Origin of the sequence: Pseudomonas sp. Irchel 3E20, assembly GCF_900187645.1 — a bacterium.
Lineage (GTDB): Bacteria > Pseudomonadota > Gammaproteobacteria > Pseudomonadales > Pseudomonadaceae > Aquipseudomonas.
Map to the genome: position 1 here is coordinate 28,711 of NZ_FYEE01000018.1, position 19,106 is coordinate 47,816.

General features: G+C 63.8%; 18 protein-coding genes and 1 pseudogene. 12 read left to right on the forward strand and 7 right to left on the reverse strand.

Going from position 1 to position 19,106, the window contains the following annotated elements; all coding sequences use genetic code 11:
* Positions 1–58 precede the first annotated feature (58 nt).
* On the forward strand, positions 59–1,411 hold the full coding sequence (locus CKW13_RS22825) for a 3-oxoacyl-ACP reductase (protein ID WP_095111035.1): 1,353 nt from the start codon (positions 59–61) through the stop codon (positions 1,409–1,411).
* A gap of 2 nt (positions 1,412–1,413) precedes the next feature.
* Complete coding sequence (locus tag CKW13_RS22830; RefSeq protein WP_095111036.1) at positions 1,414–2,268, forward strand: MaoC/PaaZ C-terminal domain-containing protein; 855 nt, start codon at positions 1,414–1,416, stop codon at positions 2,266–2,268.
* Between the two features lie 15 nt (positions 2,269–2,283).
* Here CKW13_RS22830 and CKW13_RS22835 read toward each other — a convergent pair whose 3' ends face one another.
* Positions 2,284–2,733 carry a DMT family transporter gene (locus tag CKW13_RS22835; protein WP_095111037.1) on the reverse strand — a complete coding sequence of 150 codons (450 nt, stop codon included), beginning with the start codon at positions 2,731–2,733 and terminating at the stop codon, positions 2,284–2,286.
* Between the two features lie 396 nt (positions 2,734–3,129).
* On the opposite strand from CKW13_RS22835, the gene CKW13_RS22840 reads away from it, so the two are divergent.
* Together CKW13_RS22840 and CKW13_RS22845 are read left to right on the forward strand one after the other, a co-directional pair.
* Positions 3,130–4,623 carry a collagen-like triple helix repeat-containing protein gene (locus CKW13_RS22840; RefSeq protein WP_095111038.1) on the forward strand — a complete coding sequence of 498 codons (1,494 nt, stop codon included), beginning with the start codon at positions 3,130–3,132 and terminating at the stop codon, positions 4,621–4,623.
* 158 nt (positions 4,624–4,781) lie between these two features.
* Positions 4,782–6,449, forward strand: coding sequence for a ShlB/FhaC/HecB family hemolysin secretion/activation protein (locus CKW13_RS22845; RefSeq protein ID WP_095111039.1), 1,668 nt, complete (start codon positions 4,782–4,784; stop codon positions 6,447–6,449).
* A 19-nt stretch (positions 6,450–6,468) separates the two neighbouring features.
* Here the strand turns inward: CKW13_RS22845 and CKW13_RS22850 are convergent, their stop codons facing one another.
* The 6 genes from CKW13_RS22850 to CKW13_RS22870 all read right to left on the reverse strand — a co-directional run bounded on the left by CKW13_RS22850 (position 6,469) and on the right by CKW13_RS22870 (position 10,652).
* Positions 6,469–8,328, reverse strand: a complete 1,860-nt coding sequence (locus CKW13_RS22850; RefSeq protein ID WP_176465169.1) for a phospholipase effector Tle1 domain-containing protein — start codon at positions 8,326–8,328, stop codon at positions 6,469–6,471.
* Between the two features lie 161 nt (positions 8,329–8,489).
* Positions 8,490–8,960, reverse strand: coding sequence for a hypothetical protein (locus CKW13_RS22855; protein WP_176465170.1), 471 nt, complete (start codon positions 8,958–8,960; stop codon positions 8,490–8,492).
* A gap of 3 nt (positions 8,961–8,963) precedes the next feature.
* Positions 8,964–9,428, reverse strand: a complete 465-nt coding sequence (locus CKW13_RS22860; RefSeq protein ID WP_218192069.1) for a hypothetical protein — start codon at positions 9,426–9,428, stop codon at positions 8,964–8,966.
* Between the two features lie 6 nt (positions 9,429–9,434).
* Positions 9,435–9,731, reverse strand: a complete 297-nt coding sequence (locus tag CKW13_RS24305; RefSeq protein ID WP_141234012.1) for a hypothetical protein — start codon at positions 9,729–9,731, stop codon at positions 9,435–9,437.
* 250 nt (positions 9,732–9,981) lie between these two features.
* Complete coding sequence (locus tag CKW13_RS22865) at positions 9,982–10,392, reverse strand: response regulator (protein WP_095111041.1); 411 nt, start codon at positions 10,390–10,392, stop codon at positions 9,982–9,984.
* A 50-nt stretch (positions 10,393–10,442) separates the two neighbouring features.
* Positions 10,443–10,652: a Flp family type IVb pilin gene (locus CKW13_RS22870; protein WP_095111042.1), complete on the reverse strand. Its 210-nt coding sequence runs from the start codon at positions 10,650–10,652 to the stop codon at positions 10,443–10,445.
* 326 nt (positions 10,653–10,978) lie between these two features.
* Here CKW13_RS22870 and cpaB point away from each other — a divergent pair, with 326 nt between their 5' ends.
* From cpaB to CKW13_RS22910, 8 genes and pseudogenes are all read left to right on the forward strand, one after another.
* Entirely contained in the window at positions 10,979–11,932 is a 954-nt protein-coding gene (gene cpaB, locus CKW13_RS22875; protein ID WP_095111043.1) for a Flp pilus assembly protein CpaB, read from the forward strand.
* Between the two features lie 68 nt (positions 11,933–12,000).
* Entirely contained in the window at positions 12,001–13,176 is a 1,176-nt protein-coding gene (locus CKW13_RS22880; RefSeq protein WP_371856254.1) for a type II and III secretion system protein family protein, read from the forward strand.
* On the forward strand, positions 13,173–14,366 hold the full coding sequence (locus tag CKW13_RS22885) for a pilus assembly protein (RefSeq protein ID WP_095111045.1): 1,194 nt from the start codon (positions 13,173–13,175) through the stop codon (positions 14,364–14,366). Before CKW13_RS22880 ends, CKW13_RS22885 begins: the two co-directional genes overlap by 4 nt.
* A pseudogene (locus tag CKW13_RS22890) lies at positions 14,363–15,645 on the forward strand (CpaF family protein). The gene CKW13_RS22885 and the pseudogene CKW13_RS22890 overlap by 4 nt, the downstream one beginning before the upstream one ends.
* Before the next feature lie 17 nt (positions 15,646–15,662).
* A complete protein-coding gene (locus CKW13_RS22895) occupies positions 15,663–16,547 on the forward strand; it encodes a type II secretion system F family protein (protein WP_095111046.1) in 885 nt (294 codons plus the stop codon).
* Position 16,548: 1 nt separating this feature from the next.
* Positions 16,549–17,430 (forward strand): type II secretion system F family protein, encoded by an 882-nt coding sequence (locus tag CKW13_RS22900; protein ID WP_095111047.1) that lies wholly within the window; start codon positions 16,549–16,551, stop codon positions 17,428–17,430.
* Between the two features lie 10 nt (positions 17,431–17,440).
* The gene (locus CKW13_RS22905) at positions 17,441–18,175 is read left to right on the forward strand and encodes a tetratricopeptide repeat protein (protein ID WP_095111048.1); all 735 of its coding nucleotides are present in this window, start codon (positions 17,441–17,443) and stop codon (positions 18,173–18,175) included.
* Entirely contained in the window at positions 18,172–18,438 is a 267-nt protein-coding gene (locus tag CKW13_RS22910; RefSeq protein WP_095111049.1) for a DUF3613 domain-containing protein, read from the forward strand. Before CKW13_RS22905 ends, CKW13_RS22910 begins: the two co-directional genes overlap by 4 nt.
* Positions 18,439–19,106: the final 668 nt, after the last annotated feature.

Here is a 19,106-nt window from a genome sequence, read left to right on the forward strand (position 1 = left end):
AACGACTGATCGCCATTCATGGTCCACACTTTGAGTCCCCGCCCTTGGAGAGTGTTCCATGTCTGACCGTTATATCGACTTCGCCAACTCGGCCCTCGGCCATCGCCTGGTCGGCGCCCTTGGCCTGCCGTCGCCGGTTCGCCTGGAACGCTGGCAGGCCGGGCGCCTGCGGCCCATCGAAGGCGCATTGCTGCTGGGCGGCGGGCCGCTGGTGGCGCCGATCGCAGCCTTTGCCCACAAATTGACCGACGCGGTGTACAGCTACGCCAGCGACGCCGCCCCCGCCCAGGCGTGGATTCCCGGCCACGGCCCGCGCCTCAAGGCCGTGGTGCTCGACGCCAGCGCCCTGACCTCGGTGGAGCAGCTCAAGCAACTGCGCGAGTTCTTCCAGCCGCTGCTGCGCAACCTGGACAACAGCGCCCACCTGGTGCTCCTCGGCCGCGCCCCGCAAAGCCTCGACGAGCCCTTCGCCGCCAGCGCCCAGCGTGCCCTCGAAGGCTTCGCCCGCTCGCTGGCCAAAGAACTGCGCAACGGCGCCACCCTGCAATTGCTCTATGTGGGCGCGGGCGCCGAAAGCCAGCTCGAAGGGGCGCTGCGGTTTTTCCTGTCACCCAAAAGCGCCTACGTCTCGGGCCAGGTTGTGCGCCTACAGGCCTGCGCCACCCAAGTGCAGGACTGGAGCCGCCCGCTGGCCGGGCGCAAGGCGTTGGTCACCGGCGCCGCCCGCGGCATTGGCGCGGCCATCGCCGAAACCCTGGCCCGCGACGGGGCCCACGTGGTGCTGCTGGACGTGCCCCAGGCTCGCGCCGACCTCGATGCCCTCGCCGCACGCCTGGGCGGGCGCAGTGTGGCCCTGGATATTTGCGCGGCGGATGCCGGCGCGCAGTTGATCGAACAACTGCCGGACGGCATCGACATCGTGGTGCACAACGCCGGCATCACCCGCGACAAAACCCTGGCCAACATGACCCCGGAATTCTGGGACGCGGTGCTGGCGGTCAACCTGCAAGCGCCGCAAACCCTCACCCAGGCCCTGCTGGACAGCGGCACCCTGGCGGACAACGGCCGGGTAATCCTGCTGGCGTCCATCAGCGGCATCGCCGGCAACCGCGGGCAAACCAACTACGCGGCGAGCAAGGCCGGCTTGATCGGCCTGGCCGAGGCCTGGGCGCCGTTGCTGCATGGCCGCGGCATCAGCATCAACGCCGTGGCGCCAGGGTTTATCGAAACCCAGATGACCGCCCACATCCCCTTCGCCCTGCGCGAGGCCGGGCGGCGCATGAGTTCCCTGGGCCAGGGCGGGTTGCCCCAGGATGTGGCCGAAGCCGTGGCCTGGCTCGCCCAACCCGGCAGCGGTGCGGTCAGCGGCCAGGCCTTGCGGGTGTGCGGGCAAAGCGTGCTGGGGGCCTGACCATGACTGTTCATTGGCACGACCTCAGCCATCCGCCCGCGTTACCGGGGCTGTATGTGAAAGCCGCACTGCGGCGCAAGGTCCACGGCAGCGACCTGCCGGTCGATGGCCTGCGCTGCGCCGTGCAGGTCGAGCCGCGACGGTTGGCGGCGTATCGCCAGGTCTGTGGCTTTGCCGAGAGTGCGTGGCTGCCGCCGACCTATCCCCATGTGCTGGCCTTCCCCCTGCAAATGCAGTTGCTCACCGCCCAGGACTTCCCCTTCCCGCTGCTGGGGTTGATCCACCTGCACAACCGCATTCGCGTGTTGCGGCCCCTGGGCGGCGTGGCCAGTGCCTGGGTGAGCGTGCACGTGCACAACCTGCAACCCCACGCCAAAGGCGCCGTGTTCGATTTGGTCACCCGCTTGGAAGACAACCTGGGCCTGCTGTGGGAGGCCGAAAGCCGCCTGCTGTGCAAAGGCGTGAAGTTGCCCGGCGAACCCACCGCGCCAGAAGCGCCCGAGCCCCTGGCGCTAACGGCGCTGGAGCACTGGAACGCACCCGCCGATATCGGCCGCCGCTATGCCCGGGTGTCGGGGGACTACAACCCGATCCACCTCAGTGCCTTGAGCGCCAAACTGTTCGGCTTGCCCCAAGCCATCGCCCACGGCTTGTGGAGCAAGGCCCGCACCCTCGCCGCCCTGGGCGAGCGGTTGCCGGCCAGTGGCTACGAGATAAGCGTGAGCTTCAAAAAACCGCTGCGCTTGCCCGGGGCGGTGACGTTGCTGGCCAGTGAACCGGGGCCGCAGGGGGGGTTGTGTTTGGTGGGTGGCGAGATCGAACACATGACCGGGCATTGGCGTGCGCTGACGCCGTAGGTAGCAAGCAGGGGGTCAACCGCGCCGGATCAGGAACACCCCGGCCAAAATCAACACCAACCCGGCGATTTTGAAGGCGCTGATAGGCGCTTCGCGAAACCCTGCCCAGCCGAAGTGATCCAGCGCCAGGGCCATGCCCAACTGCCCGGCCAGCACCAGGGCCATGAACAGCATGGCGCCGATACGCGGCCCGGCGAAGGCTGCCGTGGTGATGAAAAACGCGCCCAGCAAACCGCCACTCCAGTGCCACCAGGTCAGGGTTTTCAGCGCCGCCAGGGTCGGCACTTCACGCTGTACCAGCACCAGCAACAACAGCGCCATGGTGCCGACGAAAAACGAGATAAACGCCGCCGCCAACACACTCGATACGTTTTTCGCCAACTGGCCATTGATGCCCGCCTGCAACGGCAGGAACGCACCGGCGACAAAGGGCAGGCACAACAGCCACCAGACAGGGGCAGGCATAAAGCTCTCCAACAGAAAATAAGGTGCGCGGAGTATACGGCAATACCTAGTTACACCTGAGTATTCATTAAGTAAAAGAATAAAGGGCCCGTGATTAACCCTGTGCTGGCGGGGTGTCGCACTGCTTAATTGTATATATATAACTAAAGTTTATTTCTCGTTAGCTTCGCCTCTTACGGCCTGCCATGTCACTGATTAAAAACATTTTTTATTCCGGATAAAGCCAATGGAACCGGGCCTTGGCGGCCGGGTATATAAGTTATTAATACCAAGTTGAGAATGGCGCCAAACAGCATCTGGGATTGTTATGGGCTCACGGACGAAGGCATCGCCAGCGACAGAACTGGCGAGCCATCGAAAACAACGAGCGTTGTACAGGTGCAAGGAATAAATCCCATGAAAACTCAAATTTCATTGAAAGCATGCACGGCAGTGGCCCTGATCCTGGCCCTTTCCCTGGGCGGTTGCAGCAGCGGCGGTGGCGGCCATAAGAGCCGTTCCAGCAGCTCCACCCCGGACAGCTCCACCGACGCAGGCAATGGCGGCACCGATGACGGCACGGGCGGAACCGGCGGCGGTACTGGCGGTACAGGTGGTGGCACCGGAGGCGGCACAGGTGGAACCGGCGGCGGTACGGGCGGCGGCACCACCACCCCACCCCTGGTCACCAGCACCGTGGTCGATCAAGTGGGCGATACCGTCACGGGCGTGGGCGATGGCGTGGGCGCCATCGGCGATGGCTTGGCGGGCACCCCTGTGGTCGGCGGCATCGTGCAAAGCGTCACCCACACCACCGACAATGTGGTCGGTACCGTTGGCGATGGTTTGAGCGGCGGCCTCGGCACCCTGGGCAGCAACCCCAACGCCCTGAGCGACACCACCGCCACCGTAGGCAAAGTGGTCGGCAATGTGGGCGATGGCGTGACGGACCTGAGCGGCAAACTCAACACCGCCACCGGCAGCATTCCCCTGGTGGGCGATATCGTCGCCAAGGTCACCCCAGTGGTGGGCCAGGTCGGGGAGAAAGTCAGCATGCTCGGCGACACCCTGACCCACATCACCAGCGACGGCCCGCTGGGCAAGCTCACCGACGCGGTAGGCAATAAAGTCGCGGTGCCGGTGGTGACCCTGGCAGAAAACGTCATCAGCAAAGCCACCAATGCCACGGGCCTGGCAGCCGCGCTCAATGGCACGGTGAACGGCGTGGCGAACGTGGTCGATGGCCTGGGCGACAAAGTGACCGCCGCCGGCAACGGCAACCCGCTGACCAACACCCTCGGCGGCGCCCTGAGCAACGTCGGCGGCACCCTGGATAAAGCCGGCAACTACGTGGCACCCGCCACCGGTGGCGGCAGCACGCCAGGCCTGGGCGGCACTGGCCTGCTGGAAGTGGTGGGCGGCGCAGTGGTCAACGTCACCGGCGGCCTGAATGCCGGCAACACCAACCCACTGGTCAGCGCCACTGCCGTCACCGGTGGCAGCGCCGGCACCCTCGTCGCCGTGACCGGCGGTGCCCTGGGCGGGACTGGCGTGGCCAACACCGCCGCCACCGCGCCCCTGGCCAGCCTCGGCAACGCCATCGGCAGCGGCCTGAACCCGGTCACCACTGCGGTGGCCAGCGCCACCCAACAAGTGACCGCCGCCACGGGCCTGGCCGCCCCGGTCAGCGCCATCACCAGCCAACTGGGCGGTGCGGTCAGCGGGGCCGGCGCAAGCATCGCGGCCAGCACGCCTAACCCTGTGGTCAAGGCGGTCGGCGGTGTGGTTACCACCGCTGGCGGCACGGTCTCGGCGGTCAGCACCCTCACGGGCACCGGCAGCACGGGGGGTGCCACTAACGGCGGTTTGGGTGGCCTGCTCAACAACCTCAAGGGCAGCCTGAACCACTAAAAAATGCACCTGGCCGATTCGACGGCCCTTCCTACAGCGCCTACGCTTGGTTGGAGACAGAAGGTTCAGGCGAATCTTCTGTCTTTTTCTTTTTGGAGCATAACGGTCCACTCGGATCGACAGTCCTTTCGCGATGTGGTCTGACCATGGAGTGTCCTATGCGCGCTTTGGCTTCCCTGTTGTTGCTCAGCCTGTGCCCTTACGCCTACGCCGAATCCCTGCCCACCTTCCTCAACAGCAACGAAACCATCCGCAACCTGCCCGCGCCCAACCTGCCCGCCGACGCCTACCGCCCGGTGACGCCGCAGTTGCAGTTACCCACCCCGGCGCCTCAGCCGCAGCAGTTGATGATGGACACCCAGGTCACCATCAAGAAGCTCAACATCGAGGGCGGCACGATCTACCCGCTGGAGGACGTGGCCCAGGCCTACCAGCCGCTGCTGGGCCACGAAGTGACCCTGGCGCAATTGATCGAAGCCACCCGCGCCGTCACACGCCGCTACCAGGACGATGGCTACTTGCTGTCCTACGCCTTCCTGCCCCAGCAAAGCTTTGATGGCGGCGTGGTGCGCGTGGTGCTGGTGGAGGGCTATATCAAGGACTACCAACTGCAGGGCGACATCGGCCGAGTCTCAGACTACTTCGAGCAATTGGTGGCCAAGCTCAAGGCCGAACGCCCGCTCACGCGCGCAACGTTCGAGCGCTACACCACGCTGATGAGCCGCATCCCCGGCATCACCGTGCAGGCACAAGTGCCGCCGCCGGGCACCACCGACGGCGCGGCGTACCTGATCGCCCAAGCCAGCCGCAAACCCTTCACCAGCAGCCTCAACACCACCGACGACAACCGCAACGGCCCCCAGGCCCTGCTGGGGCTGACCAGCAATGCCCACACCGCGATGGCCGAGCAGGTCAGCGTCAGCGGCCTGTTCCCACCGGGGGACGACCACGAGCACTACTATCGCCTGGACTACAGCCAGTTCCTCAACGCCGAAGGCACCCAATTGAGCCTGTACGGTTCGCGCTACCGCGCCGACCCAGGCACCCACGTGCAGCTCGCCAATGGCCTGCAACTCAAACCGCACCGCGAAAACGACCGCTACTCCATCGGCCTCACCCACCCCTTCATCGCCTCGCCCACCGAAGTGCTCAACCTCAGCTCGCGCTTCTACGCGGTCAACGACAAGACCCGCTACCAAGTGGTCGGCTACCCCCTGAGCGTGGAAGACAAAACCGACATCCGCGCCCTGGCCTTTGAAGGCGACTGGCGCAAAGCCAACGAAACCCAATTGCGCATCCTCAGCGGTGGCGTCTACCAGGGCATCGACAGCCTCGGCGCCAACAGCGACAACCGCGCCTACGACCTGGACTTCATCCGTCTGCGCCTGTCCGGGGTGCAAAGCGACAAGTTCTTCAGCAACTGGCAAGGGGTACTTTCCGCCGCGCTCTACTGGACCCAAGACACCCTGCCCGACAGCGAACGCGCCGTGTTCGGTGGGCAGAACTTCGGCCGTGGCTACCCCGACGACCAAGCCTCCGGCGACAAGGGCTGGGGCGTGGCCTACGAGGTCAACTACAGCCACAACCGCGACAGCACCTGGCTGCGCATCCTGCAACCCTACGTGGTGCTCGACCGCTCCAAGGCCTGGTTCAACGACCTGCCGGTCAAAGGCAACGACCTCTCCTCCGCCGCCATCGGCCTGCGCTTTGGCGACGCCAAGTACTACAACATCGCCCTGGAAGCGGCCAAACCCCTGGCCGACGAAGCCCTCGACACCTTCAACCGCAAGCCGCGCTATAGCCTGAGTTTCAGTTATCAGTTGTAGAGGCCGCTGCACACGGCCCTCAATGGGCGAAAAACCTTTCATACGCCCACTCCAAACGCTGCAAGAAACCGGGGTCCGGCGCGGTGGATAACCGATGGATCGCCCGGCGGTTCATGTAGTGCCGGGCATGCACCCACGCGCCGAAGGCCGTCTCGATATCCGACTCGGCCATGCTGTCGTGGATGTCGTTGAGAAAGTGCGGGTACAGCGCTTCGATCTCGGCGATTCGGCTGCCGGGGTTGTTCCACAGCCAAAACAACGCCTGGGCCTGCGGGTCGCTGATGAAGATGTCCGGCGCCACTTCGCCGTCGAGTTGGCGCCGCGCTTGCGGCGGGTCGAACTGCGGGCCGGAGCGGGCGTGGCGGTCCATGTAGGCCAACTCGTCGGCCAGTTTCTGGTAGCGGCCAAAGGCTTTGGGGTCCAGCGGCACGCCCAGGCCCCAGCCACGGGTCTTGCGCCCGGCGCTGTGCTGGTGCTGGTCGTACCACATGCGCAGCCAGTGGATGAAGATCACCGTGTGGCCGCTGAGTTCTTCTTCGATGGTTGTCGGCAGTAGGCTGATGAACAAGGGCGCTGCCGGCACCGTGCATTGGTACGCCGAGGCCTGTGCGTTGACGATCTGCGGCTTGAAACGCTCGGTGGCCCGGCCCGACTCAAGCACCAGCGAGGGGATTTCCCGGGTGGTGGCCGCCAGTTGCTTAACGGCGGCGCGGTAGTTGCGCTGGAAGGTGGTGATTTCGGGGGGGATGAGGAAGGTTTGATATAGCCGGGCATCAATATCCTCCAACTTTTCCAGGCTCGGCATCGGCACTCCCGCCGCGTAGGCGCGGTGATACATCATCTGCAATGGGTACCGCGAAACGTTATCCGACACGCTCTCGTCATCCTCATCGGCCCCACCGCCCACATCGACCTGGGCACCGGGAAACAAACGCTCCTGGCGGGGGCCGCGACAGTCCTCGGGGTCGGCGCCGAGCATGCTCAGGGGTTTGTAAAAACGCAGTTCGTGGGCGGCGGCGTAATGCACGCAACGCTCAACCTGGGGCGAGAGGTGCAGTTGCGAAGACACCTGGTTACTCAGCGGCATAAACCCCGTCAGCAGGTTGTCGTCATAGCGGTTGGTCACGCAATCGAACAAGCCCATGAACCGGATGTGCACGGGAATGCCCTGGTAAGCCCCGCCCTCCATGAGGCCTTCCAGCAGGCGTTGGGCAAAGGCCAGGGCCAGGCCACCGCCCGTGTCGTAGCCGAAAATCGCCACGTTGATCTTATGGATCGGCAGGCGCTGCTGGGCACTCATCACCGCCAGTTGAAAGTCGCGCCGAGCGGCGTTGAGGCGCACCTCCACGCCGGTATTGAACAGCGCGGCCCCTAGGGAGCCATCACGCACCCAGCCCCAGGACTCGGCCACAGCCCCTGCCGAAACCTTGGCCCCGGCTTGCCCCGCCGACTGGGCGGCGCGCCAGGGGTGGCGCGTCACCTCCTCCCAATAGTCCTGCCACTCACGGCGCAGGTTGCGCTCGATACGCGCCCATTGTTTACGGGGTTTGGCCACCAGGCGCTTGGCCTGGCGCCCCGCCCTGCCGGCCGCCTCCTTGCCTTGCTCCAAGACCTCTTGCGCCGTCCAAATCGCCCGCCGAATCAGGCTGCGATCGCGGATCCCCTGGCTGCGGGCCCAGGCATCTTCCACGGCGGCCTTCGTGCGTTCCCGGGCCTTGTCTTGGGCCATCTCAGGGGTTTTATCGTAAATAGCGTCACCGGCCTTATCGGCGATGGCGGCGGCCAATACTCGGGTTTCAGGGTCGAAGTCGGCGCCGAGGCCGGGGTAGTAAAACTTGCGCTTGCCTTCATCCTCGAATTCATAGCTTGCATTATGCAATTTGAGTACGTTAGTAGCCGGCGTTGTAGCTTTTGAACAACCAAACCCATCAAAGTAAAAACTTAGCCACAAGACCTGCTGACAGATAGGGCACAACTGCTCAGACTCTGACTTAACTCTTTCAAAGAAAACATCATCCAACCCGAGTTCAATATCATCCTTCATTTCAGATCCTCCACGGACGACGGCATTATTCTAGGAGCGCGTAAATCGTCTACCCACTGCAATTTAGGAACTCCATCTTTCATAAAGAAGATTCGGAAATAACGAGAAGTAGAAGATTCGGGTTGCGGAATAATTACCTCTGTAGAAAATTCTTTCCTAGGGATTCCCGCTTCAAGCTCATCCAAGCTACGCGCCATACTCCAAGTTAAAGTCACCTGTTTCCCCGGAGTTACACGACAACCACACGAAAGCCCCCCTCCACCGCCATACATGTAGTTTCCCTTACGCGCAGATGGGTTACCTGAACACCCCGTCTTATTTGCAGCATCCAATCTAAATTCATGAATTGGCCATTCATACTGGTTATACCCAGTAATACAAACCTCCTTCGAGGCAGGTGCAAAAACATCACCGCAACCCGCCAGCGAAGTCACCAACAGGCCTGCCATCAGTAGTTGTTTATTCATCCCTTATTCTCCTTCGATTGGTGGCATGATTCTTGGGGCACCCAAATCATCCACCCACTGCAACTGCGGAATTCCATTTTTCATAAAGAAGATTCGGAAATAGCGAGAAGTAGGAGATTCAGGCTGAGGAATTGTGACCTGCACTGTATGTTCAACTTCCGGAACCTTAGCGGCATACTCCGCCTTATTCTGAGCGAAAACCCAATACAAACTAACCTGCCCCCCAGGAGTTACACGACAACCACACGAAAGCCCCCCTCCACCGCCATACATGTAGTTCCCCTTACGCGCAGACGGGTTACCTGAGCAACCAGATTTGTTTTCTGCATCCAATCTAAACTCATAAATTTGCCGCTCATACTGGTTATACCCAGTAATACAAACCTCCTTCGAGGCAGGTGCAAAAACATCACCGCACCCTGCCAGCAAAGTCAGCAACAGGCCTGCCATCAGTAGTTTTTTATTCATTGCTTATCATCCTTCGATTGGCGGCATGATTCTCGGAGTACGTAAATCGCCCCACCCAAGTAAGCAGCGCAATCGAAACTTCAAACTGTCTTGATATCGTTCAACTAATTCTTGCAGCTTGAACGTGCTGAGCAACAGCCAGGTCAGCCGCAACAAGATTGCACCTATGTAATAACGCTGGGTTTTGCACGCCTGTGGGTGGGCAGGGAGTTGTGCCGCATCGCTGAATACGTTGGGCGAACGCGGGGGGCCGTTTTCGGTTTTTTTTGTGTGGGGAAGCCAGCGCGTCAGTGTGGTTTGCATCGGCAAGCCTTTTGGCAACGGTCAATAGGGCGGCGAAACCCGGTGCAGCAGGCATCCATCAACAGCCCTTCACGCCCGGGGCCCACAAGAACGCAGAGCGTAAAGACTGAACATCCTTGCGTAATGTCGGAGAATTCCCGTTTTCAAGACGGCCACTTCCTGATCCCCCTATTGGGTGCAATGTTCAGTGGGTGTCTACGGGCGACGGGGTGGGACGTGCGGCACCAGAAGGGAAGCAAGGCAGGGCCGGCTACGGATTAACCAAAAACACCTTGGGCTGCGGGAACAGGTTGTTCAGGGTTTCGAGCAGGCGTACGTGGTAGATGGGTTTGCGGAACAGGTCCAGCACTTGCAGGCGCAACAGGTCGCTGACGTCGTCCATGTCGGCGTGGCCGGAGGTGACGATCACGGGCAAGTGTTGGCGCAGGGTGTGTTCGCGCAGGCGGCGGATCAGGGTGATGCCGCTTTCTTCGGGCATGCGCAGGTCGGTGATGACCAGGGCGATGTCCGGGTGTTGGGTCAGGGTTTGCAGGGCGCACTTGACCGAAGTGGCGGTGAAGCAGTGAAAGCCTTCGCCTTCGAGCAGTTCGGCCAGTTCCAGCAACGCCTCTTCTTCGTCGTCTACCAAAAGCAACTGCTGTCGCGACGAAGAAGAGGTCATGGGCGTGGCTCAACTCAAAGAGATGAAGGTGCAGGCACAACCGCCCACGGCTAAGGCACTGGTTTGCCACCCGGGGAGGTTCCGCCCAGGCTGGTGGTCACCGAGTTGAATTTATCCCACACGGCCCCGCCCAGCGGCGTGACGAACAGCACCAATACCACCGCCACCATGGCCACCAGCAATGCGTATTCGATGGCGGATGCACCGTCATCGCGTCTCAGAAAACGCCGCGCTTTGCGCAAAAAGTTCTGAAGGATCATTGGACTTCTCCTTATGCGCCATCGAGTGCGCTTGATACTGGGACTGCAACATGAGTCCTCTGTGCCACCTGAGCATTGTCAACAATCCCCCACCCAACAAGTGTAAGAACTGATTAATCACAAAGTATTAATCCAAAGGTTTGCGCCAGCAAAACACCGTGGATAAAGGGCCAAGAACCCGCCGCCAATTATTTTTCGCGCAGTAATGGCGTTTTGGCTTAGCTGCACTACCTTCAAATAGCAAAATCGTTGCATGTTCATAGCTGCCTGATTGCCCGACTGGCCCGTTTTACGGCCGCTGAAGCAGCAGGAAAGGGAGAGCCGTCATGAACAGTCGAGTCACCATGACCCTCGCCGGGTTGCTGTTGCTGGGCGCCGTATTCGTCGGCTACTGGGGCCTGATGCTCAACCGCCAACCCGAACCCGTAGCCGAGCCGGCCGCCCCGGTGGCCGTCAGCCAAACCGTGGAAAAAGCCGTTACCACAGCCCAAGACCAGACCCGCACACCGGTGGTGGTGCTGCTGCGCGATGTGCCGGCCTTTACCCCGTTGACCGCCGAGGATCTGACCCTGGAAAAACTGCGCAACGCCCCGGCCGGCAGTCTTTCCAGCCTAGACCAGGCCCTGGGCCGCACCCCCTGGCGCACCCTCGCAGCGGGCACCTGGCTCAACGATGAAAGCTTCAGTGCCGGCGGCCCGCTGGCGCGGATGATCCACAGCAACGAGCGTGCTTTGGCCATGGCGGTGGATGAAGTCATCGGTGCCGGCGGCCAGTTGAACCCCGGCGATTATGTGGACGTGCTGCTGTTTTTACGCGCCGACGCGAGCAACCTGCAACAGTCGGTGCAAGTGGTGATCCCGGCCATGCGCCTGCTCGCCGTGGGCGAACAATTGGGCCTGACCAACGATGGCCAACCGGCCTCGCCGGCCACCACGGCGGAAGAAAAAATGAAGCTCGAACAGCGCCGTTATGGCGCGCGCACGGTGATCCTCGCCGTGCCGCAAAAGCTCCTCAGCCGGATGATGCTCGCCACCCAGGTTGGCACCTTGCGCCTGGCCGTGCGCAGCAGCGAAGAGAAGAACCTGGCGCGTTACTGGGCTGGTGAAAATGACAGTATTGGCACAATCGATGCGACCAACAGCCAACTGTTCCAGTTCACCGAACTGGCCATGGCCCGGGCACCCAAGGGCGGCATGGTCGCCGGCCCCGTCGCCAGCGGCGGCACCCCTGCGCCACGGCGCGGCATCGAGGTGATCCGCGGCAACCAGGCCAGCCAATGAACCCCTTGATCGAGCAAGGATGCATGCGCATGCAAAAACCTTCCTTCAGCACCACGCTTGGCGCCCTGATGCTCGCCGGGCTGCCGCTGCACACCGCCCTGGCCGCGCCTGCCAATTGCAGCGCCCTGGCCGGGTTGCCGGCGGTGCTGGAGGTGGGCGAGGGCCTGCAACAGAACATCGAATCCCCCGTGGCCATCACGCGCTTGGCGGTGGGCGACCCCAAGGTCGCCGACGTGCACCCCAACGGCGACAAATCCTTCCTGCTCACTGGCATGGCCAGCGGTGCCACCAGCCTGATGGTCTGGACCGGCTGCGCCAGCACCCCACGCCAGAGCATGGTGTTCGTGCGCGGCAAGGCCACCGCCGCCCTCACCCGCGCCGCCCTGGGCCCCACCGAGGACCCCCTGCTGCCCAGCCAGGTGCAAACCGATATCCGCTTCGTCGAAGTCAGCCGCAGCAAGCTCAAGGAAGCCACCGCCTCGCTGTTCGGCACCCGCGGCAACTTCCTGTTCGGCGCGCCCAAGACCCTGCCCACCATAGACGGCGTGGTCACCCCCAAGCTGCCGGTGGACAACGGCCAGTTCAACTTCTCGTGGATCGGCGGCAAAACCATGGTGATGATTAACGCCCTCGAAGGCAGCGGCTTTGCCTACACCCTGGCGCGGCCCAGCCTGGTGGCCCTGAGCGGGCAGAGTGCGAGTTTCCTGGCCGGTGGCGAGATCCCCATTCCGGTGCCCAGCTCCGGCAGCGACAGCGTGTCCATCGAGTACAAGGAATTCGGCATCCGCCTGACCCTCACCCCGACCATCATCGGCCGCGACCGCATCGCCCTCAAAGTTGCCCCGGAAGTCAGCGAGCTGGATTACAGCAACGCGGTGAACATCGCCGGCACCCTGGTGCCAGGCCTGACCGTGCGGCGCACCGACACCAGCATCTCCCTGGCCGACGGCGAGAGCTTCGTCATCAGTGGCCTGATTAGCACCCGCAACAGCTCCCAGGTGAACAAGTTTCCGGGCCTGGGCGACATCCCGATCCTGGGGGCGTTTTTCCGCGACTCAGAGATCAAGCGCGAAGAGCGCGAACTGCTGATGATCGTCACCCCGCACCTGGTCCAACCGCTGGCCGCCGATGCGCGCCTGCCGTCGCTGCCGGGCGAGCAGATGCGCAACTACGACCCCAACTTCTACCGCATGTTCTTCCTTGAAAACGGCAACTTCGACAACCGCAGCGGGTTATCGCAATGAGCCAGAACCTGAGCCAGACGTTCCTCGCCATCACCCGCAACCCCACCGACCAGGAGTGGCTACAAAGTGCCCTCGCACCGTTGGGGCAAGTGGTCAGCGCCGGCGGAGGCAGCCTCGACGAGTTGCTCGCGCTGGTGGACGTGACCTTCGCCAGCCTGGTGTTCGTGGGCCTGGACCGCGAGAACGTGGTGGCCCAGTGCGCGATGATCGAGGGCGCCCTGGAGGCCAAGCCGATGCTGGCGATCGTCGCCTTGGGCGATGGCATGGACAACCAACTGGTGCTCAACGCCATGCGCGCTGGGGCGCGGGATTTCGTCGCCTACGGCTCGCGGGCCAGTGAGGTCGCCGGGTTGGTGCGGCGCCTGGGCAAACGCCTGCCGCCGGTGGCCCACAGCACCTTGCTCGGCGGCCTCACGGTGCTCTACAGCACCCAGGGCAACGGCGACGGCGCGCTGATCGCCAGCCACTTGGCGCTGGTGGTGCAAAAGAGCGGCCAGCAAACCCTGCTGCTGGACCTGGGCCTGCCCCGGGGTGACTCCCTGGCGCTGCTGGGCCTGGAGAGTTCGTTCAACTTCGGCGATGCCCTGCGCCACCTGCGCCGCCTCGACGCCACCCTGATCGACAGCGCCTTCACCCGCGCCGAAGCGGGGCTGCGCATCCTCGCCTACGCCCCGGGCGATGAGCCCCTCAAACGCACCAGCGCCGCCGAGCTGTACATGCTTCTCAGCGCCCTGCGCCAGCATTTCCAGCACATCGTGGTGAACCTCACCGGGCAGTCGGACAGCGAAGCGCTGCGCACCTTCGTCAGCCACTGCGACAAGTTGCTGTGGCGCACCGACCAGAGTGTGCTGGACTGCCGGCGCAACCTGGCGGTGCTCAACCTGTGGCGCGAAAAAGGCATGAAGCTCGACCACGCGCGCCTGCTGGTGGACAGCTACCTGCGCAGCGTCGCCCCCGACGCCGAAACCCTGGGCAAGACCTTTGGCATGGAAGTCATCGCCGTGCTGGCCCTGAGCCCCGAGCTGCGCCTCAACGCCAAGAACCAGGGCGTGAGCCTGTTTGAGCTGGCCCCGCGCGAGAGCCTCACGCAGAGCCTGCACACCCTGGGCGAACGCCTGGCCAAGCGCTCCGAAGGCCTGGCCAAACCCAAGGGCGGCTGGCTCAGCCGACTGCGAGGAACGCCCCCATGACTGGCGAAAAACTGTTCGGCGCGCCCACCGCCAGTGTCGGCGCCAAGGGCAATGCCGACCACGAAGGCCTGAAACTGGTGCTGCACCGCTACATCATCGACGCCATCGAGGAGTCGGGGAAAAACCTGCTCGAAGGCTCACGCCAGAACCTCGCGCAATTTGTCACCGATAAAGTGGCCGAGTACATCGCGCGCCTGCACCTGGCCATTTCCCGCTACGAGATGGAACGCCTGGGCGAAGAGATCGTCGACGAGCTCACCGGGTTCGGCCCCCTCGAAGTGCTGCTGCGCGACCCGGCCGTGACCGAAATCCTGGTCAACGGCCCGCACCGCGTGTTCATCGAGCGCGACGGCGTGCTGCACCTGAGCGACCTGCGCTATTTATCGACTCGCACCACGTCGAGCGCGTGATGCAGCGCATCCTTTCGCCCCTGGGGCGGCGCCTGGACGAGTCTTCGCCCATGGTCGATGCACGCCTGCCCGACGGCAGCCGGGTCAACGCCATCATTCCGCCCATCGCCCTGGACGGGCCGTGCCTGTCGATCCGTAAGTTTCGCAAGGACATGCTCAAAAGCAGCGACCTGGTGGCGATGCAAACCATCGACCAGAACATCTTCGAGTTCTTCCAGGACGCGGTGGGCAAGCGCTGCAACATCCTTATCAGCGGCGGCACCGGCACCGGCAAGACCACCCTGCTCAACATCCTCAGCCAGTTGATTAACCCCCACGAACGCCTGGTGACCATCGAAGACGTGGCCGAGCTGCAATTGGGCCACCCCCACGTGGTGCGCCTGGAAACCCGCCCGCCCAATGCCGAGGGCCACGGCGAGGTCAAGGCCAGCGACCTGATCCGCAACGCCCTGCGGATGCGCCCCGACCGCATCATCCTCGGCGAGATCCGTGGCGTCGAAGTGCTCGACGTGCTCACCGCGATGAACACCGGCCACGACGGTTCCATGAGCACCGTGCACGCCAACAACGCCCAGGACGCCCTGTTGCGCCTGGAAACCCTGGTGGGCCTGACCGGCCGGCAAGTGGCCGAACGCACCTTGCGCCAGATGATCTGCGCGGCCCTGGACGTGGTGATCCAACTGACCCGCATGCCCGATGGCCGGCGCTGCGTCAGCGAGGTGGTGGAAGTGGTAGGCGTGCGCGACGACGTGTACGTCACCAACACCCTGTTCCGCCTCGACCGGCGCAGCGGCTTCGGCTTTTTGCGCGAGGCGCTCAACCCGGCCGGCGACAAGCTGCGCCGCGAATTCGCCCTGAGCCAGGACTGACCCGCGAGGTGCCGACCATGTTGCTGCCGTTGCTGCTGAGCGTGGTGTTTTTGCTCTTGGTGAGCCTGTCGATTCGCCTGTTCTACCAGGGCCTGCGCAAAACCGGCAACGAGCGGGTGATGCAGCGCCTGGCCCAGGGCCAACCGCAACTGGCGCCGGAAAAAGCCGCTTGGACCGGCCTGGAGCGGGCCTTCCTGCGCGCCGGCCTGGGCCGCCCCACCGATCGCCTGGGGCTGTGGCTGGCGGCGTGGGCGCTGCTGCTGATGCTCGGGTTTGTCCTCGAAGGCTGGGTGGGCCTCTTGGTGCTGGTGGTGCTGCCACCGTTGGTGGTGCGCCTGGTGATTGCTTGGCTGTACCGGCGCCGGGTCAACCGCATGATTGCCCAATTGCCGCCGCTGCTGGACCACACGGTGCGCAGCCTCAAGGCCGGGCGCACCCTGGCCGACGCGGTGCTGGGCGCCATCGAGGCCAGCAACGACCCGCTCAAGAGCGCCATGAGCCGCATCCAGCGCAACGTGCAACTGGGGGTCAACCTGCCCGAGGCCGCCAGCGACTTCGCCGAACTCTACGAACGGGACGAACTGCGCCTGTTCGCCCTGGGCCTGAAGGTCAACCACCGCTACGGCGGCAACGCCAGCGAACTGCTGGAAAACCTCATCAGGATGATCCGCGAGCGCGAACAGGGCGCGCGCCAACTCGCCGCCCTGACCGGCGAAACCCGCATGACCGCCGTGGTCCTGGCGGTGTTGCCGGTGGGCATGGTCGGCTACTTCATGCTCACCAACCCCCACTACATGCTCAGCATGTGGCACGACCCCAGCGGCCAGCGCATGCTCATCACCGCCGTGGTGCTGCAAGTGTCGGGCTGCCTTGTGCTGTGGCGCATGTTGCGGAGTATCTGAGATGGCCCTGCTCGCCGCTGCCCTGATGGTTGTCGCCGCCCTGGCCCTGGCACTGCTGGCCCTGCTGGGGCAAAAACGCCGCAAACGCCAGGTTGCCCAACGCCTGCAAGGGCACCTGGTGCGCGACAACAAACTGGGCAGTTGGCTGCGCCTGTTGGGCGACAGCCGTTTCGGCCAGCGCTCGGTGAGCCTGGACAACGAAACCCAACGGCTGCTCAACCGCCTCGGTTGGCGCAAGGCCAGCCAGCGCTCGCTGTACGCCGCCAGCCAGGTCGGCCTGCCCATCCTCGCGCTGTGCCTGGTGCTGCTGGCGCAAACCCTGTTTTTCCCCAACATCGAGCACCAGTGGCTGGCGCCGTTCTTCGCCCTGTGCCTGGGCTACCTGCTGCCCAAACGCCTGCTAGCGGCAGCGGCCAAACGCCGGCAAAGACAGATCAGCGTAGAAATCGCCACCTTCATTCCCTTGCTGCGCATCCTGTTCGAGTCGGGCATGGCGGTGGAGCAAGCCCTGCGGGTGCTGAGCGTGGAAGCGCGACGGCTGCTGCCGGAGCTGACCCAGGAACTGCGCATGATCCTGGCCCGGGTCGATTCGGGCCTGGAGCTGGGCCATGAACTGAACCTGTCGGCCAAGTTGCTGGACACCGACGAATTCACCGACACCTGCGTGATCCTCCAGCAACTGCTGCACCAGGGCGGCGGCGCGATGAAGTCGCTGCTGGCCCTCAAGCAACTGCTCGACGACCGACGCCTGACGCACTTGCAGGAATACATCTCGAAAATGTCCGCCAAGATGTCCGTGGTGATGATGCTGTTTCTGTTCCCAGCCTTGCTGATCGTGCTCGCCGGGCCCGGGTTCACCGCCATCGCCCGCGCTTTTTCCTAGAGGGAACACCATGAAAAAACGCCTGATGATCGCCAGCCTGCTACTGCTCGGCGGCTGTGCCAGCAACGGCCAGGCCCCTTGGGCGACGCTGGGCGCCGCCAGCAGTTGCGGCAAATTGAGTGCCGACCAGGAACTGGCCCTGAACCTGGCCGACGACATGGCCCGCGACGGCAAACTGCACGCCAGCCTGGCCAACCTGCAAAGCCTGCCCGACACCCTCAGCCAGGTGCGCCTGAGCAAGGCGCGGGTGTACCGCTTGCTCGGGCGCGGCGAGGCCAAAGCGCTGTACCAGAGCCTGGCCGGCGGTTGCCTGGCGGGCGAGGCCGAACATGGCCTGGGGCAACTGGCGGCGGCCCGCGGCGACAACGCCCAGGCCCTGGCCCACTTGCAACGCGCCGCCAGCCTGGCGCCCACCGACGAGAAAATCCGCAACGACCTGGGCGTGGTCTACCTCAACCAACTGCGCCTGAACGAGGCGCGCTTTGAATTCCTCACCGCCATGGAACTCAAGCAAAGCGACTCGCTGGCGGCGGTCAACCTGGTGACCCTGCTGCTGTATCAGGACAACTGGGCGCAAGCGGGCGAAGTGGTCAGCCGTGCCGGGTTGAGCCCGCAACAATTCACCCTGGCGCAATCGCGGGCCGAGCAACTCAAGGCCGGCGCCAAACCGGCCCCCGTCAAACCCGAACATGTGGCGACCACCAGCCACTTGCCTGTGACCCAAGCGAACCAGGAGTGGCCATGAAACGACTCACCCTGCTGTGCTGCGCCGCGCTGCTGGCCCTGCCCCAAAACGGCAACGCCATCGAACCCGGCCCCGCCTCCAAGCAACAACAGGAAACCGAAGGCTGGCTGCACCTGCAAAGCAGCAACGCCGCGCCCTCGCCCACACCGCAAACCGCCAGCAGCGCCGAACGGGAACTGGCCATGCAGCGCTGGCTCAAGAGCTACGAAGACCAGATACCGGATTTCTATGATGCGGATGTGGGTGGGGAGATCAGCAAGTAGGACACAGGCACCCAGGCACTGCGGGCCCGCCCCCACACAAGGCCCAGGCAAAACCAAAATACCGCTGACACCGCAAAACCCTTGTGGGAGCGGGCCCGCCCGCGATGGCACCGGTACACCCCACACACCTCCACTGCCTGTCCTACCGCCATCGCGGGCAAGGCCCGCTCCCACACAAGGCCCAGGCAAAACCAAAATACCGCTGACACCGCAAAACCCTTGTGGGAGCGGGCCTGCCCGCGATGGCGCCGGTACACCCCACACACCTCCACTGCCTGGCCTACCGCCATCGCGGGCAAGGCCCGCTCCCACACAAGGCACAGGCAAAACCAAAATACCGCTGACACCGCAAACCCCTTGTGGGAGCGGGCCCGCCCGCGATGGCGCCGGTACATCCCACACACCTCCACTGCCTGGCCTACCGCCGTCGCGGGCAAGGCCCGCTCCCACACAAGGCACTGGCAAAACAAAAATACCGCTGACACCGCAAAACCCTTGTGGGAGCGGGCCTGCCCGCGATGGCGCCGGTACACCCCACACACCTCCACTGCCTGGCCTACCGCCATCGCGGGCAAGGCCCGCTCCCACACAAGGCACAGGCAAAACCAAAATACCGCTGACACCGCAAACCCCTTGTGGGAGCGGGCCCGCCCGCGATGGCGCCGGCA